This window comes from Sphingobium sp. TomMM7A, from assembly GCF_055397305.1.
This window is the reverse complement of the sequence record NZ_AP027311.1, coordinates 2,190,001-2,205,188: the sequence shown is the minus strand read 5'-3', so window position 1 is coordinate 2,205,188 and position 15,188 is coordinate 2,190,001. Positions and strand designations below refer to the sequence as shown.

The window sequence follows — 15,188 nt, the reverse complement described above, 5'->3', positions numbered from 1 at the left end:
TTGTTTAGGCAAATGAACAGCATGTGTTGAGTAGAAAATCCCCGAGCGAAGGGGATTTTCAATGCGTCCTTCTATATTTGGCCGATTGTTGGGCAGTGAGGCGAGCGCTGGTTCGCCGCGTTGCCCCACGTCTGCCGCCGATCGGGCGTCCGTCCGGGCGTTGTTGACCGCTTTCCGGGCCGACACATCAGGCATCGCCCTTGTAGAAACGGCGCTGGTCGCGCCGTTCCTGGCCATCATCCTCATGGGCACGGTCGATGCGGCCCGTTACGGCGCGGCCAAGATGAAAATCCAACAAGCCGTCAATCGCGGTCTGGAGATGTCATGGATGGGCGGCACGGACGTTGTCGCAACCGACATTCAGGCGCAGGCGGCAGCGCAGGCGAATGTGCCGACCAGTGCCGTGACAGTCACCCAGACACTTGAGTGCGGGGGCACGGCGACAACCTGGACCACCAATGCCAACCCCTGCGCCTCCGGCGAAACCGCTCGCTACACGCAGATTCAGATTTCAACGACCTTCACGCCATCCTTTGCGCTCGGTTCGCTGGCGAAGATGCTGGCCAACTCGAATGGCGTCGTGCCGATTTCCGCGACCGGAGTCCTGAGAATCCAATGACACGGTTTTTTCGCCTTCTTCATCAGCTTGCGTGCGATTGCCGTGGCGCCGGTGTGCTGGAATTCGCGCTGGTAGCGCCAGTCCTGCTGGGCATGCTGATCGGGATACCGGCGCTGGGGATACTCTTCTATGCGCAGGCTGGGCTCAGGAGCACCGTCGAGGATGCCGCGCGTTATGCAACGACGTGGCCAAAGCCGAGTGAGGCCGACATACAGGCAAGAATAGCGTCAAAGCAGTTCGGGATGAACTCGGCCAACATCGTTGCGCCGACCGTCACGTTCACGACCAGTTCGAAGCCCAACTATGTCACCATAACGATGGGCTACAATGTCACCATCAACTTCCTGCTCGGCAGCAAGACGATCGCGCTGTCCGAAACGCGCAGAGCCTATGTCACGAGCTAAAGCCGAGGAGCTGACGATGCCATTGCTCAATTGCTTGTCCCGTCTTCGCACGCTTTGGTCTGACGCCCGGGGCAATGCGCTCATGCTGACGGCGCTGGCGCTTCCCGTCATGATCGGAGCGGCGGGGCTTGGCGTCCACACCATGCAGCTTTCGCATGTGAAGCGGGAATTGCAGCGGGAGGCTGACTCGGCGGCGATGGCAGGCGCCTATTCGCTTTACCAGAGCCAAGGCAATAGCGCTGCGACCGCTCAGGCGAACAAGGCGCTGACACAGAATGCTCTTGTCCCCGGAGCCACGTCTACGATCACGCCGGGGGCTTATACTACCAGTGGTGGCACCACTTACACCTCGGCAATGTATGTCCGTTTGGCCAGCACTCAGCCCACGGCCTTGATGGCCCTGTTTGGCATGTCTACGTCCACCGTGGCCGCTGAGGCCCGGGCGGCGGTCGTTTCCGATGGCAAGGTATGTTTCCTTGCCAAGGAGAGTGGCAACAACACCGGGATCACCTTTGCGGGCAACTCGACACTCGATCTGGGATGCGGCGCGGGCACCAATTCGATCAGCAGCAATGCGGTGAACGTGAACGGCCAGCCGACCGTGAAGGTTTCGCCGATCGTCGCGATGGGCGGCATCCCGTCATCCACCGCCTATGCAGCAGGCACCATGCTCATGCCCAATCATGCAGCGCTGACCGATCCCTTTGCCGATATGAGCTTGGATCCCGGCACCAACGACGTTTCCAATGGGAAGTGCAAGAACGGCAGCAATTGGAATGTCATTAATGTCTCTTCAGGGACGACGGTCGATAGCAGCAGCGGAAGTCCTTATGCACCGGGTTGCTACGGAACGATCAACGTTCAAGGCACCCTGACGCTGAAGCCGGGCGTCTACTACCTGGCCAACGGGGCGAATAATGCGGGCCTGCAAGTTGGCGCTCAGGGGCATCTTACCTGCATGGGCTGCACTTTCGTGTTGACCAGCACCACGCCCAATAACGCAAACAGTTTCGCGACGATGGACATCAACGGTGGGGCAGAGGTCGATCTTTCTCAATCCACTAGCGGCACCTATAGCGGCATCACAATCTATCGGGACAGCAGGGCTGCGGCGAGCAATCAGTGCTGCCAAGTCAACGGCAATTCCAATTCGACCCTCAGTGGCGCCTTCTATTTCCCGAACGACACACTGACGTTCAACGGCACATCGGGCATGTCGCTCACCTGCTTTCAGATGGTCGCGCTGCGCCTGTCCTTCAGCGGAAACGCAACGATCACGAACACATGCGATCCCCCGGGTGGAGCGTCCAAATGGTCGTTGACTGCTGTCAGGCTGATAAGTTGAAGCGGCTGTAAGAGCCGCTTCACTCTACCAGGATCAGACGTCCAGATTGGCGACGTTCAGCGCATTGTCCTGAATGAACTCGCGCCGGGGTTCGACGACATCGCCCATCAGACGGGTGAAGATCTCGTCGGCGACATCCGCCTGCTCGACCTCGACGCGCAGCATCGAGCGGTTGTCGGGGTCCAGCGTCGTTTCCCACAGCTGCTCGGCATTCATCTCGCCAAGACCCTTGTAACGCTGAATGGCGAGGCCCTTGCGACCTGCCGTCAGCACCGCTTCCAGCAATTCGCTGGGCCGGGTGACGACGACCGCGCCCTTGGATAGCACGGGCAGATCGTCTTCCCCCGCCTCTTCCGCAGCGGCCGCAGCCTTTGCAGTGACCAGGCGGCTGGTGGTGCGAAAGCTGTCGGCTTCCTCGGCAGCGATGGAGTGCAGCTTGCGCGCTTCGGCGGAACCGATGAAGCCATGTTCGATCATGTGGTGATCGGTCACGCCGCGCCAGAGCCGCTCGAAATGGAAACCGCCCTCTTCGGCGATGCGGCCACTCCAGCGGCCCTCGTCATCCTGCGCGTCCATCCACTTGACGGTCGCCGTCAGCCGTTCTGCCTGCGCGTCATGGCCGAGTTCAGGATCAAGCGCGCCGTTGATGGCCAGCGCCTCGATAATGGCAGGATTGTAGCGGCGCGGCACATAGCGCATCACTGCGCGCATCCGGCGGCCATGCTCGATCAGCGAACGCAGGTCTTCGCCCGAACGCATGCCGCCGGTCGTTTCCAGCGCCATGGAATCAACGCCATTGTCGACCAGATACTGCTCCAGCGCCGCTTCATTCTTCAGGTAAACTTCTGAACGGCCCCGGGTCGCTTTGTAGAGCGGCGGCTGGGCGATGTAGAGGTGCCCGGCATCGATGATCTGCGGCATCTGGCGGTAGAAGAAGGTCAGCAGCAGCGTGCGGATATGCGCGCCATCGACGTCGGCGTCGGTCATGATGACGATCTTGTGGTAGCGCAGCTTTTCCAGGTTGAAATCGTCGCGGATGCCGGTGCCCATCGCCTGAATGAGCGTGCCGACTTCCTTGGACGACAGCATCCGGTCGAAGCGCGCGCGCTCGACGTTCAGGATCTTGCCCTTCAAAGGCAGGATCGCCTGATTATGCCGGTTGCGCCCCTGCTTGGCCGAACCGCCTGCCGAATCGCCCTCGACCAGGAAGAGTTCGGACTTAGCGGGGTCGCGTTCCTGACAGTCGGCCAGCTTGCCCGGCAGGGAGGCGATGTCCATTACCCCCTTGCGCCGGGTCAGTTCGCGCGCCTTCTTCGCAGCTTCACGGGCGGCGGCGGCGTCGATCACCTTCTGGATGATCATCTTGCCGTGGCCCGGATTCTCTTCCAGCCATTCCGCCATCTTGTCGGCCATCAGGCTTTCGAGCGGCTGACGGACTTCGGAGGAGACCAGCTTGTCCTTGGTCTGGGACGAGAATTTGGGATCGGGCAGCTTCACCGACACGATCGCGGTCAGGCCTTCGCGCATGTCCTCGCCGGTCAGGGACACCTTCTCCTTCTTCAACATGCCTGACTTGTCGGCATAATTGTTGAGGGTCCGGGTCAGCGCCGCGCGGAAGGCCGCAAGGTGCGTGCCGCCGTCACGCTGCGGGATGTTGTTCGTGAAGCAGAGCACGTTCTCATAATAAGAATCGTTCCACTCCAGCGCGACGTCGATGGTCACGTCGTCGCGGCTGCCCGAAATCGCGATCGGATCGGGCATCAGCGGCGTCTTGTTGCGATCAAGATATTTCACGAAGGCCGCGATGCCGCCCTCATAAAATAGTTCGACTTCCTTCTTCTCCTCATGCCGGGCATCGACCAGGAACAGCCGCACGCCGGAGTTCAGGAAGGCCAGCTCGCGGTAGCGATGCTCCAGCTTTTCAAAGTCGAACTCGGTATGGTTCTTGAAGGTGCCGCCGTCGCCGGGGGCCTTTTCGGTCGAGGGAAGGAAGGTGACCTTCGTGCCCTTCTTGCCTTCGGGAGCGTCCCCAATGACCTTGAGCGGTGCGACGGCATCGCCATAGGCAAAGCGCATATAATGCTCCTTGCCGTCCCGCCAGATGTTGAGGTCCAGATATTCGCTGAGCGCGTTCACGACCGACACGCCAACGCCGTGCAGGCCGCCCGACACCTTGTAGGCATTGTCGTCGGACGTGTTCTCGAACTTACCGCCCGCGTGCAGCTGGGTCATGATGACCTCGGCCGCCGACACGCCCTCTTCCTTGTGGATGTCGGTAGGGATACCGCGGCCATTGTCTTCGACACTGACCGACCCATCGGGATTGAGCGTGATTAGGATGCGGTCGCAATGTCCGGCCAGCGCCTCGTCGATCGCGTTGTCGCTGACCTCGAACACCATATGGTGCAAGCCCGAGCCATCATCGGTATCGCCGATATACATGCCGGGCCGTTTGCGCACGGCGTCCAGGCCTTTCAGGACCTTGATGCTGTCGGCGCCATAGGCGTTGGTGTTGGGGCTGTTTTGACTTTCCTCGCTCATGCCTGAGCATATAGGGAAAGCCCCAAAGAAACTAAAGCGAAACATGTCGACTTCCGCTTGAGGATGGGCCGGTCTATCAGGGGCGCATGCGCGCTATCATCCCCCTGTTTCTGATGCTTGGCGCCTGTTCCGATAGCAGTGATGTGCTGGAGCAGTTGCCCAACAGCTCCATCGCCGGGGCACCGCGCGATGACATGCCCGAAACCCGGCTGGAAGCGAAGATCACACGCCCTGTCATCATTGGCGAGGATGGCCCGCGACTGGATGCCTGTGCCGCCATGGGGCAGGCGGTGCGCGTCGGCGCTCAGGGCCTGGCGATCCGTGCTGCGCCTTTTGCCGAGGCGCAGGAGGTCGGACGTCTGGCGGAAGGGGCGAGAGCCCTCGTATGCACCCGCAGTCTGGACCAAAAGTGGCTTGGGGTGGTCGTCGTGCCGCAGGCGCCGACCGATTGCGGCCTGTCCGAGCCGGTTGACCGGAAGCAAGCCTATGCCGGGCCGTGCCTTAGCGGCTGGGTGTCGAGCGCGTCGATCCGGTTGGTGGCCGGTTGATGCGCTGAAGATATATTGGCCTTTTACAAAATAGCCTGTGGTTTCTAAGTGGACTTCTGTTTCTGATCGGAAAGAGTCGCGTCCATGTCCAATTCTGCTCTTCGTCCGCCCTCGCTGCTTCGATTGCTGGGCGTTTGGCGGGTCGCGGAGAGCGCCGAACCTGCCTATCGCCAATTGGCCGACGCGCTGCGCATGCTGGTGCTGGATGGGCGGGTAGGGCTGAACGTGCGGCTGCCGGGCGAACGGGAACTGGCCGCCGCGCTGGGCCTCAGCCGGACAACGATCGCGGCTGCGTTCGACCGGTTGCGCGATGAGGGCTATCTGGAAAGCCGTCAGGGTTCGGGCAGCGTCACGCGCCTGCCGCCCGGCCGGATACATCCCGAACCGCCTGAATTGGACCTGCCCATTGGCGGGAACATCCTCAACTGGACTCATGCCGCACTGCCCGCCGCGCCGGGCGTAGGGCGCGCCTGCCAGGCGGCGGTTGAAGCCTTGCCGGCCTTTCTGGGCGACCTCGGCTATGATCCGCTCGGCTTGCCGCCCCTGCGCCGCGCGATCGCCGCGCAGTTCGAACGGCGCGGCTGCCCCACCAGTCCAGACCAGATCATCGTCACCAACGGCGCACAGCAGGGCTTTGCCTTGTTGCTGCAATGGCTGACGGGGCCGGGCGACCGGGCCGTGATAGACCACCCCACCTATCATAATGTCATTCAGGCGTTGCAGCGCGCGCATGTCGTTCCGGTGCCCGTTGGCCTTCCCGCGCAAGGTTGGGACATTGACGCCATGGAGGCGGCGTTCCGCCAGACAAGCCCGCGCTTTGCCTATGTCATCGCGGATTTTCACAACCCGACCGGGCGCAGCATGGACCCGGCGACCCGGCGCGCCTTGGTCGCAGCGGCCACGCGTACGCACACGCCATTGATTATCGATGAAACCATGGTGGCGATGGGGCTCGATTTTCCCGCCCCGCCGCCGGTGGCGATTCATGATCCGTCAGGGCGTCAGGTCATTACAATGGGCTCGGCAAGCAAGATCTTCTGGGGCGGACTGCGCGTCGGCTGGATTCGCGCCGATCCGCAGACGATCGCGGCGCTTGGACGGTTGCGCACGACGATGGACATGGCCAGTCCGGTGGTGGAGCAGCTTGCCGTCGCGCAGTTGATCGACAGTGATGAGGGGTTGGGGCCGCGCGCAGATCTGCTGCGGTCCCGCCGGGATCATCTGATCGGCCAGATCGACAGGCATCTGCCGCACTGGCGTGTCGAATCGCCTGCGGGAGGTTTGTCGCTCTGGGCCGAGCTACCGCGCGCCGAAGCGACTGCCTTGGCCGCGATTGCCGAAAGTCATGGTGTGCGGGTTGCGCCGGGTCCGCGTTTTGGCGTGAGCGGCGCGTTCGAGCGCTTCCTGCGCTTGCCCTTCACGCTGCCTGAGGAGCAGCTGACTCTTGGAGTGGAGCGGCTGGCGGAAGCGGATGCGCGGCTCCACGCCCGTCTGCCGCGCGGGCGCGATTCGCTCGCGGCGGCGCTGGAGGCGGATCGGCTGATTTGATGGGAGAGAGGCGCAGACTCCCTCTGCCCAAAACGTCATCCCAGCGCAGGCTGGGATCTCGGGCCTGCTCGCGCGCGCCCTCCTGAGATGCCAGCTTTCGCTGGCATGACGGAATCAACCAAACAAAAAAAGCCGCGCAGGACATCTCCCGCGCGGCCCCTTATTTCTCTCGACGGCGCTTACGCGGCCTTCTTGTCAGCCTGATAGCGCTCGATCGCTTCCAGTGTGATGCGGCGCGCGTCTTCCGCGCCGCCCCATGTGCCGATGCGCACCCACTTCTGCTTTTCCAGATCCTTATAGTGCGTGAAGAAATGTTCGATCTGCTCCATCACGATGCCGGGCAGGTCGTCCTTTTCGTCGACGTCGCTATAATATGGGAAGGTCTTGTTGTCGGGAACGCAGACCAGCTTTTCGTCGCCACCCGCTTCATCTTCCAGATTGAGCACGGCGATCGGACGAGCGCGCACGACCGATCCGGGCACGAAGGGTGAACGGGCGATAACCAGCGCGTCGAGCGGATCGCCATCGGGCGACAGGGTGTGCGGCACGAAGCCATAATTGGCCGGATAGCGCATCGGGGTATGCAGGATGCGATCGACGAACAGCGCGCCCGATGCCTTGTCGAATTCATATTTCACAGGTTCGCCGCCAATCGGCACTTCGATGATGACGTTCAGGCTGTTGGGCGGATCGTCCCCAACCGGGATCAGTTCGATATTCATGGACTTCAAGCCTTTTGATGCAAATTGGCGTTGCGGGTGATTATGTCCTTGGTTTGAGCAGCCGGTCGAGGCTGCCTTCACCCTCTCCTGATTTTTCGAGGCGCGGATAGCGCAGGCCGCCGGAATAAGCGAGCGTCAAAGTGCGGTAATATCTGTCCTGCTTGACGATGATCTGCATCGGCTTGGCGGCCTTCAGCGCTGCCTTGAACACCTCGCCCGAATATTCGTCTCCGTTGATCGCGACGATCTTCGTGCCGACCGCCAGCCCCGCCTTGAACGCGGCGCTGTCCCAGACGACGTTGGAGACTTCGCCGTCCCCCTTCACGATCAGGCCAACGCCGAAGCTCTGGTCGATATTCTTGCCCTCGGCGGCCTTGGTGAAGGCGTTGGGCGTGTCGCCATAGACCAGCTTGTAGCCGCCCATGGCAAAGCCGCCCTTGGGCGTCTCGCGCGTCGTGCTATCGACATATCGCGCGAAGAATCCGGCCCAGTCATAGGGCGCAACCCCGTTCAGCGTCTTGATGACATCGTCGCGATTATAGACGACCTGACCCCAATCGCCGGGGTTTATGCCAAAGAAAGCCTTGGCGAAATCGTCGAGGCCCTTTGCCCCGCGCGTCTGCCTGCGGATGATCGCGTCCGCTTCCAGCCAGATCATCAGCCCTTCATTATAATAGTCCTCCGACCGCTGCCAGCTCGTCCACCCCTTGGGACGGCGAGCGGAAATGATCGGGTCGTGGGTGGTATCCTCCATCGGCCGCCACTCGCGCCCGTGCGTCGTGTCGAGCTTGGCCGCGATATGAGCATAGGCGTCCAGCGTCTCCTGTTTGGAAAACAGGCCCGACCGCGCGCCCAGCACATAGCCCCAAAATTGCGTCTGCCCTTCATAGACCCACAGCAGATTGTCCTGCATCGGCACGTTGAAGTCGGGCGTCCACAGCAGGTCCGGGCGGCGGAATTTGCCGTCCCAGCTATGGGTGAACTCATGGGGCAAAAGGTTGCGGTCGAGTAGCGCCTCGCCATCCCCCCACTTCTTGAAATAGCCCGGCTCGACCTGATTCTCCGATGATCGATGATGTTCAAGCCCGATGCCGCCCATCTCGTCGGTGATGGCGAACAGGAAGTCATAATGATCGAAATGATAGGTGCCGAAGAGCGCGCCTGCTTCATCGACCAGCTTCTTGTGCCTGGCGATCTGGTCTGGCTTGGCCTCCAGCTCGTCGGCATCATCGGCGACGATATTCAGCGTAACATTATGGCCCAGGTCCACCGGCTTGAAATAACGCCCGGCGAATACCGGCGAATCCTGCAATGCTTCATAGTCGATCGTTTCATAAGCGACGGTCGATCCGGTCTTCCGCCCGCGCAGCGCGGTGGCCGCCTGCCAGCCATCGGGATAGGTCACCGTGGCCTGAACCGGAATCTGCCTAGTATAATAGCCTGCGGGATAGAGCGAGACCGACTCCCACTGGATATTCAGCATCTTGGGCGTGACGACGACGCGTCCCTGACTGGATTGCGTGGCCGACAGGAACTGGAAGGAAGCGGTGATTTCCCGCGTGCCCTGCGGAACGTCGATGACGAATCCGTAGACGTTGAGCGGATCGCGCTTCCAGCCGATCGGCTTTCCATCGGCGGTAAAGGTCAGGCCACTGATCTTCTCGATCTGGCCACGCGGCGCATGATTGCCCGGCAGCCACTCGGGCACCAGCAGCGTCATTGGCCCGCTCGACGCGACGGGGATATGCTCCTTCACCCGGAGGATTCGTTGAGTCGTGTCGGTCGCGTCCACCTCCAGCCGGATGGTGCCGCCGGGGTAGGGGGTGTCGCGCGGCGCGGGGCTGGCGTCATTCACCGGCAGGGCAGCGGGCCTTGACCTTACGGCATCCTGAGCGGCGAGCGGGGTGATGATGGCTGTGGAAAGCAGGAAAGCGGCAGCAAGGCTGCGGATCATGGCTGTCTCCGAGAAAGACCTGGCAGGAATTGCCTCATGAACTCAGCATGACGAACCAAAATCTATGCGTCCACCGCGAAGAACAGCTATGAAATTATCTGACAAAAAAAGCGCGTTTCCTTGAGCCTTCTTTGCCGTTAAAGGCGCATCCCCATGGCGAAAATTGAAACCCCGCGCCCGGTGCGCGGCACGCAAGACATGCTGGGGGGCACGGCGGAAGCGTTCCAGGAACGTTTCGCCCATGTGGTCGCGACCTTTGACCGGGTCCGCAGGCTCTATGGCTTTCATCGCGTTGAAGTGCCGGTCTTCGAAGCAACGGCGGTGTTCGCCCGGTCGCTTGGCGAAAGCACCGACGTCGTTTCCAAGGAAATGTACACGTTCGACGATCGTGGCGGCGACAGTATAACCCTGCGTCCCGAGTTTACCGCTGGGATCGCGCGCGCCTATATTACCGAAGGCTGGCAACAATATTCGCCGCTCAAAGTGGCCACCCACGGACCGCTCTTCCGCTATGAGCGCCCCCAAAAGGGCCGTTTCCGCCAGTTTCACCAATTGGATGCCGAGATCATCGGCGCGGGCGAGCCGGGCGCGGATGTCGAATTGCTGGTCTTTGCCGACCAGTTGCTGCGCGAGCTTGGCGTATCCGATGGCGTCACTCTGAACCTCAATACGCTGGGGGACGCGGCCAGCCGTGACGCGTGGCGCGCCGCGCTGGTCGCCCATTTCGAGGCGCATCGCGATCAGCTGTCGGAGGACAGTCTCGACCGTCTGCATCGCAATCCGCTACGCATCCTCGACAGCAAGGACCCGCGCGACCGCCCCGTGGCGGACAGCGCGCCGGATATCGACGCTTATCTGACCGATGAAGCGCGCGACTTCTTCGGCAAGGTGACGGCGGGCCTTGATGCGGCGGGTGTGGCGTGGGAACGCGATGCGCGTCTGGTACGCGGCCTCGATTATTACCGTCACACCGCTTTTGAATTCATCACCGATCGGCTGGGCGCGCAGGGCACCGTGCTGGGCGGAGGCCGCTATGACGGGCTGATCGAAAATCTCGGTGGTCCCTCGACCCCGGCCGTCGGCTGGGCTGCGGGGATAGAGAGGCTTGCGATGCTGATCGATGCGCCTGCTGCGGACCAGATCATCGTTACCGTGGTGCCTCTCAGTAGTGCGACTGAAGATCGATCGGTGAGCTATCTCGCAGAGCTTCGTCGCGCGGGAATCGCGAGCGAAATGGCTTTTCGGGGCAATACCAAGAAGCGGATGCAGCGCGCGCAGAACAGCCGCTTCGTTCTGTTCCCCGTCGAGCTCGGTGAGCGCGACGAAGAAGCGCAAGTGGGCAATTTGAGCGCGCTTCATGGTGAAGTGCAGTTGAAAGACATGGTTTCGGGAGAACAGGCGGCGATGCCTTTCTCGGTGGCCATTGAGCGCATCCGGGAAGCTGTCAAAATCTAATGCAGATTTCCGCCGAACGCATCGCGCAGATCGAAGCGCGCCGGGACGAGGTGCAGGCGTCGATGACGCGCGCCGACCTCGCGCCCGAGGAGTTCGTGCGGCTTTCCAAGGAATATGCGGAGATTGAGCCAGTGGCCCGCGCCGCGCATGAGGTGCGGCGGCTTCGGCAGGAGTTGCAGGCCCTCGAATATATGGCGGGCGGCGATGGTGCCGAGGCGGATGCCGCGATGCGCGAGATGGCGCAGGAGGAAATGCAGCTGATCAAGAGTCAGCTGCCGGATGCCGAACGCGCCCTGGCACTTCAACTGCTTCCCCGCGACGCCGCCGACGCGCGCCCGGCCATGCTGGAAATCCGCGCTGGAACGGGTGGCGATGAGGCCGCGCTCTTCGCCGGTGACCTTTTCCGCATGTATCAGCGCTATGCTGATGCACAGGGCTGGAAGATGGAGATGATCTCCGCCAATGCCGCTGAAGTCGGCGGCTTCAAGGAAGTCGTGGCCAGCATCAACGGCATCGGCGTTTTTGCCAAGCTCAAGTTCGAAAGCGGCGTCCATCGCGTGCAGCGCGTGCCCGTCACCGAAAGCGGTGGGCGTATCCACACCTCTGCCGCGACCGTCGCGGTGCTGCCTGAACCAGAGGAGGTCGATGTGCAGATCGCCGACGGCGACCTCAAGATCGACATCTACCGGGCATCGGGCGCAGGCGGGCAGCATGTGAACACGACCGACAGCGCCGTGCGCATCACGCACTTGCCGAGCGGCATCGTGGTGACGCAGCAGGACGAACGATCGCAGCACAAGAACAAGGCCAAGGCCATGCAGGTTCTCCGCGCCCGGCTTTACGAAGCGGAGCGGGAACGCACGCAAAGCGAGCAGGCGGGCGCGCGCAAGGCGATGGTCGGGTCGGGCGACAGGTCCGAACGCATTCGCACCTATAATTTCCCGCAGGGCCGCGTGACGGATCACCGCATCAACCTGACCTTGCACCGGTTGCCGGAAATATTGGAAGGGCCGGGGCTCGCTGAAGTCATCGATGCGTTGATCGCCGAGGATGAGGCCGCGCGCCTCGCTCAGCTGGACGGCATCGGGTGAGCATCGCCCAGGCGCTTCGCGATGCGGCTGCCCGGCTCCAAAATGTCAGTGATACAGGGCGTCTCGACGCGGAACTGCTCCTCGCCCATGCGCTGGGCATCAGTCGCAATGAATTGCTACTTCGCCAGCAAGACCTCACGGTGCCTTCCGGCTTTGGCGCGCTGATTGATCGACGGATTGAAGGCGAACCCATCGCCTACATCACCGGAGTGCGCGATTTCTGGACGATCAGCCTGCGGGTGACGCCCGATGTCCTAATCCCGCGCCCAGACACCGAAACGCTGATCGAGGCCGCGATTGACCATTTCCAAGGCCGCGCACCGGCACGCGTCCTGGACCTTGGCACCGGATCGGGCGCGCTGCTGCTCGCGGCCTTGGATCATTGGCCGCAGGCGACGGGCGTCGGTGTGGACAGCTCCGCCGCGGCGCTCGCCGTTGCCCGAGCCAATGCCGAACATCTCGGGCTTGCGCGGCGCGCGGCCTTTCAGATGGGCGACTGGGCTGAGGGGATAGCTGATCGGTTCGACCTCATTCTGGCCAACCCGCCCTATATTGAAAGCGACGCCGACCTTGCGGGCGATGTGTTGCATGAACCCGCAAGCGCCCTCTTCGCCGGTGTCGACGGCCTTGACGACTATCGACGTATCGCGCCCATGATCGCCCGGCTGCTGGCCGAAGGCGGCGTGGCGGCGATCGAGATCGGTCATGACCAGAGAGAAAGCGTGTCCGCCCTGCTTCATGAACAGGGACTTGGCGTGGCCGTGCGTAAGGATATGGCGGGACATGACCGTTGCCTGATCGTTACTCCTTCTCCACAGCTTTGAGCGCTCCTGATCCTCGTGCTGATCAGCCTGCGAACCGCACGCGCCGGAATTGCTCGGGGGCAAGTGAAATTTGCTTGGTTTATCCCGCCAAAGACACTACATGAGGAGCAGGGACGGCATTATCCTGAGGATCTGCTCTGTGGGGCTTAGCCGAGAAAAGGCCGTTTTCCCGCTCCTTCAAAGTCACGACGGCGCTGCTGCGCAGGCGCCTCTGGCAGCGTAAGGGCAAGGGCTATCGCGCAGCCCCTGTCCGGCGGAGCCCTACCCGGCCTGATAAGCAGGCCGTGCTTTAGGATAGCGACTGACCAATGTTTTCAGTGAATGATGGCAAAGTGAACGCAAGGACCAGCTCTTGATCAACAACAGGCAGGCCGGTCGCCGGAATCGCGGCCGGAACAACAATAACGGACGTCCCAGCGGCGGTAACCGGGGCGGTGGCGATAGCGGCAACCGGATTGACAACCGCGCACGCGGCAACGCGGTCCAGCTTCTGGAAAAATACAAGAATATGGCTCGTGACGCCCAGATGGCGGGCGACCGGGTTAATGCGGAATATTATCTGCAGTTTGCCGATCATTATTTCCGCGTGCTGGCCGACAATCGCGCCCGGCAGGAGGAGCAGCAGCAGCGCTACCGCCGACCGGAAGACAATGGCGATTATGAAGGCGATGATTTCGACGCTCCGGAATATGCGGGCGATGATAATCGTGGTGAGCCGCAGCAGCAGCATTTCGAGCGTGGCTATGAAGGCGATCGTCGCCGAGATCAGCCGCGTGATCAGCAGGATAATCGCGACCGGAATCGTCGGGATCGGCCGCGCCGGGACCGCCCTGCCTATGAAGCAGCCGAACGACAGGAAATGGAAGCGCCGGAAGCTCCCGCGCCTGTGGTGGAGCGTTCGCCCGCGCCTCAGCCCGAAGCGGAAGCTGCGGCAGCGCCTGAAGCGCCCCGCGCCCGCCGGGGCCGTCCCCGCAAGGCCGATACAGCGAAGTCGGAGGGCAGCGAGGGTCTGGATCTCTCCGTCCTGCCGCCATCGATCGCGCGTGCCGACAATGACAGCGAGCCAGCCGCAGAGGAAGCACCGCGCAAGCGCACTCGCCGCGCGCGCCCGGCTGCCGAAGCGGCGGAATGATCTAGCGTTCTGCCTCGGACAAGCGGCGGGATAGAAATAAAGGGAGTGGCGTTCGCGCCGCTCCCTTTTTCATATTCAACCAGTAGCAATTCAGCGCGTGGGCAAAACCCGGGGCCGATGCTGGTCGTCCAGAGCGACGAAGGTGAAGAGGCCGCTGGTAAGGTCGATCTGCTGCTGATCCGCCCCGCGCGTTGCCACCACATCGACACGAATGCCCATCGAGGTCCGCCCGCGGCGCTCCTCATGCGCATAGACCGTCACGATATCGCCCAGCAGCATGGGAGATATGAATTTCATCCCATCGATCGCGACGGTCGCCACCGCGCCTTCGGCCAGTCGGCCCGCTACGATGCCGCCCGCAATATCCATCTGGCTTAATATCCACCCGCCAAAAATATGGCCGTTGGTATTGATCTGGGTGATGCCGGGAACCACCCGCAGAACCAGTTCGCCCCTTTTTTCAGTCATCGATCGATACCTCGTCCTTCAGCGGGTCCATGACCTGATCGTCGTGTCCTGTCCCGCTCGACAGGAACACGAGCGCCATCAATCCGGTCCCCAGCATGAAGGTCAACCAGACCCCGATGATGGTGGCCAGAACCATGTGCAACGGCATCGGTCCAGCCCATATCCGCAAGCAGACAAGCGCCACGCCGACGCACAGCGCGCCACCGATTGCCATCCAAAACATGATGCGGCGGAACCGTCCCCATGCGGTTGCGGCAATCAGAGGATCATCGAGGCCCTGTTTGTTTCTCATCTCTTTTCTTTGGGGAACGAAAGTGGGATCATCAAGGGACTGAGACATAATGTCTGAACGGCAAGGAGACGGGGCATGACGATCACCGCGATTCTGCAGGGCAAAGGACGCGAAGTCACTCAGGTCCGGCCCGACGACAGCGTTCTTTCCGTGGTTCAATTATTGTCCGAACGGCGGATCGGCTGTGTGCCTGTCGTCGGTGACGGGCAGGTGGTGGGCATCTTTTCCGAACGGGACCTCGTCCA

General features: G+C 61.9%; 15 protein-coding genes (1 of these 15 running past the window's edge). 10 read left to right on the top strand and 5 right to left on the bottom strand.

The window, feature by feature from the left end:
- The first annotated feature begins 61 nt into the window (after window positions 1-61).
- From ACZ5ZH_RS11030 to ACZ5ZH_RS11020, 3 genes are read left to right on the top strand one after another with little or no spacing between them, the layout of a single operon-like run.
- Window positions 62-619 (top strand): TadE/TadG family type IV pilus assembly protein, encoded by a 558-nt coding sequence (locus tag ACZ5ZH_RS11030; RefSeq protein ID WP_460987031.1) that lies wholly within the window; start codon window positions 62-64, stop codon window positions 617-619.
- A complete protein-coding gene (locus ACZ5ZH_RS11025) occupies window positions 616-1,023 on the top strand; it encodes a TadE/TadG family type IV pilus assembly protein (RefSeq protein ID WP_464771536.1) in 408 nt (135 codons plus the stop codon). The genes ACZ5ZH_RS11030 and ACZ5ZH_RS11025 overlap by 4 nt, the downstream gene beginning before the upstream one ends.
- Before the next feature lie 16 nt (window positions 1,024-1,039).
- Window positions 1,040-2,368 (top strand): pilus assembly protein TadG-related protein, encoded by a 1,329-nt coding sequence (locus ACZ5ZH_RS11020; RefSeq protein ID WP_464771535.1) that lies wholly within the window; start codon window positions 1,040-1,042, stop codon window positions 2,366-2,368.
- A 33-nt stretch (window positions 2,369-2,401) separates the two neighbouring features.
- Here ACZ5ZH_RS11020 and gyrB read toward each other — a convergent pair whose 3' ends face one another.
- Window positions 2,402-4,909 (bottom strand): DNA topoisomerase (ATP-hydrolyzing) subunit B, encoded by a 2,508-nt coding sequence (gene gyrB / locus ACZ5ZH_RS11015; protein WP_464771534.1) that lies wholly within the window; start codon window positions 4,907-4,909, stop codon window positions 2,402-2,404.
- An 86-nt stretch (window positions 4,910-4,995) separates the two neighbouring features.
- On the opposite strand from gyrB, the gene ACZ5ZH_RS11010 reads away from it, so the two are divergent.
- Window positions 4,996-5,457 carry a hypothetical protein gene (locus ACZ5ZH_RS11010; RefSeq protein WP_460987027.1) on the top strand — a complete coding sequence of 154 codons (462 nt, stop codon included), beginning with the start codon at window positions 4,996-4,998 and terminating at the stop codon, window positions 5,455-5,457.
- A gap of 84 nt (window positions 5,458-5,541) precedes the next feature.
- A complete protein-coding gene (yczR, locus tag ACZ5ZH_RS11005) occupies window positions 5,542-7,005 on the top strand; it encodes a MocR-like transcription factor YczR (protein ID WP_464771533.1) in 1,464 nt (487 codons plus the stop codon).
- A 179-nt stretch (window positions 7,006-7,184) separates the two neighbouring features.
- On the opposite strand, the gene ppa is transcribed toward yczR, so the two are convergent.
- Together ppa and ACZ5ZH_RS10995 are read right to left on the bottom strand one after the other, a co-directional pair.
- Window positions 7,185-7,727, bottom strand: a complete 543-nt coding sequence (gene ppa, locus ACZ5ZH_RS11000) for an inorganic diphosphatase (RefSeq protein ID WP_449474486.1) — start codon at window positions 7,725-7,727, stop codon at window positions 7,185-7,187.
- Between the two features lie 40 nt (window positions 7,728-7,767).
- Window positions 7,768-9,681, bottom strand: a complete 1,914-nt coding sequence (locus ACZ5ZH_RS10995; RefSeq protein WP_464771532.1) for a M61 family metallopeptidase — start codon at window positions 9,679-9,681, stop codon at window positions 7,768-7,770.
- Window positions 9,682-9,834: 153 nt separating this feature from the next.
- Between ACZ5ZH_RS10995 and hisS the strand changes: the two genes are divergently transcribed.
- From hisS to ACZ5ZH_RS10975, 4 genes are all read left to right on the top strand, one after another.
- The gene (gene hisS, locus ACZ5ZH_RS10990; RefSeq protein ID WP_464771531.1) at window positions 9,835-11,136 is read left to right on the top strand and encodes a histidine--tRNA ligase; all 1,302 of its coding nucleotides are present in this window, start codon (window positions 9,835-9,837) and stop codon (window positions 11,134-11,136) included.
- Entirely contained in the window at window positions 11,136-12,227 is a 1,092-nt protein-coding gene (gene prfA, locus ACZ5ZH_RS10985) for a peptide chain release factor 1 (protein ID WP_464771530.1), read from the top strand. Before hisS ends, prfA begins: the two co-directional genes overlap by 1 nt.
- Complete coding sequence (prmC, locus tag ACZ5ZH_RS10980) at window positions 12,224-13,051, top strand: peptide chain release factor N(5)-glutamine methyltransferase (RefSeq protein WP_464771529.1); 828 nt, start codon at window positions 12,224-12,226, stop codon at window positions 13,049-13,051. Before prfA ends, prmC begins: the two co-directional genes overlap by 4 nt.
- A 352-nt stretch (window positions 13,052-13,403) precedes the next feature.
- Entirely contained in the window at window positions 13,404-14,183 is a 780-nt protein-coding gene (locus tag ACZ5ZH_RS10975) for a DUF4167 domain-containing protein (RefSeq protein ID WP_464771528.1), read from the top strand.
- A 90-nt stretch (window positions 14,184-14,273) separates the two neighbouring features.
- Here ACZ5ZH_RS10975 and ACZ5ZH_RS10970 read toward each other — a convergent pair whose 3' ends face one another.
- On the bottom strand, window positions 14,274-14,651 hold the full coding sequence (locus ACZ5ZH_RS10970; RefSeq protein WP_449474480.1) for an acyl-CoA thioesterase: 378 nt from the start codon (window positions 14,649-14,651) through the stop codon (window positions 14,274-14,276).
- Window positions 14,644-14,943 (bottom strand): hypothetical protein, encoded by a 300-nt coding sequence (locus ACZ5ZH_RS10965; protein ID WP_449474479.1) that lies wholly within the window; start codon window positions 14,941-14,943, stop codon window positions 14,644-14,646. Before ACZ5ZH_RS10965 ends, ACZ5ZH_RS10970 begins: the two co-directional genes overlap by 8 nt.
- Before the next feature lie 75 nt (window positions 14,944-15,018).
- Here ACZ5ZH_RS10965 and ACZ5ZH_RS10960 point away from each other — a divergent pair, with 75 nt between their 5' ends.
- Window positions 15,019-15,188 carry the start of a CBS domain-containing protein gene (locus tag ACZ5ZH_RS10960; protein ID WP_449474478.1) on the top strand. The gene runs 259 nt beyond the window's last position, so the window shows 170 of its 429 coding nt (coding positions 1-170); the start codon lies at window positions 15,019-15,021; its stop codon lies beyond the right edge, outside the window.

Bases quoted from the DNA above. Each gene is read 5' to 3' on its own strand.
- yczR (WP_464771533.1), top strand. From the start codon at position 5,542: ATGTCCAATTCTGCTCTTCGTCCGCCCTCGCTGCTTCGATTGCTGGGC.
- ACZ5ZH_RS10970 (WP_449474480.1), bottom strand. From the start codon at position 14,651: ATGACTGAAAAAAGGGGCGAACTGGTTCTGCGGGTGGTTCCCGGCATC.
- hisS (WP_464771531.1), top strand. From the start codon at position 9,835: ATGGCGAAAATTGAAACCCCGCGCCCGGTGCGCGGCACGCAAGACATG.
- ACZ5ZH_RS10995 (WP_464771532.1), bottom strand. From the start codon at position 9,681: ATGATCCGCAGCCTTGCTGCCGCTTTCCTGCTTTCCACAGCCATCATC.
- prfA (WP_464771530.1), top strand. From the start codon at position 11,136: ATGCAGATTTCCGCCGAACGCATCGCGCAGATCGAAGCGCGCCGGGAC.
- ppa (WP_449474486.1), bottom strand. From the start codon at position 7,727: ATGAATATCGAACTGATCCCGGTTGGGGACGATCCGCCCAACAGCCTG.
- ACZ5ZH_RS11025 (WP_464771536.1), top strand. From the start codon at position 616: ATGACACGGTTTTTTCGCCTTCTTCATCAGCTTGCGTGCGATTGCCGT.
- gyrB (WP_464771534.1), bottom strand. From the start codon at position 4,909: ATGAGCGAGGAAAGTCAAAACAGCCCCAACACCAACGCCTATGGCGCC.
- ACZ5ZH_RS11020 (WP_464771535.1), top strand. From the start codon at position 1,040: ATGCCATTGCTCAATTGCTTGTCCCGTCTTCGCACGCTTTGGTCTGAC.
- ACZ5ZH_RS10965 (WP_449474479.1), bottom strand. From the start codon at position 14,943: ATGAGAAACAAACAGGGCCTCGATGATCCTCTGATTGCCGCAACCGCA.
- ACZ5ZH_RS11030 (WP_460987031.1), top strand. From the start codon at position 62: ATGCGTCCTTCTATATTTGGCCGATTGTTGGGCAGTGAGGCGAGCGCT.
- ACZ5ZH_RS11010 (WP_460987027.1), top strand. From the start codon at position 4,996: ATGCGCGCTATCATCCCCCTGTTTCTGATGCTTGGCGCCTGTTCCGAT.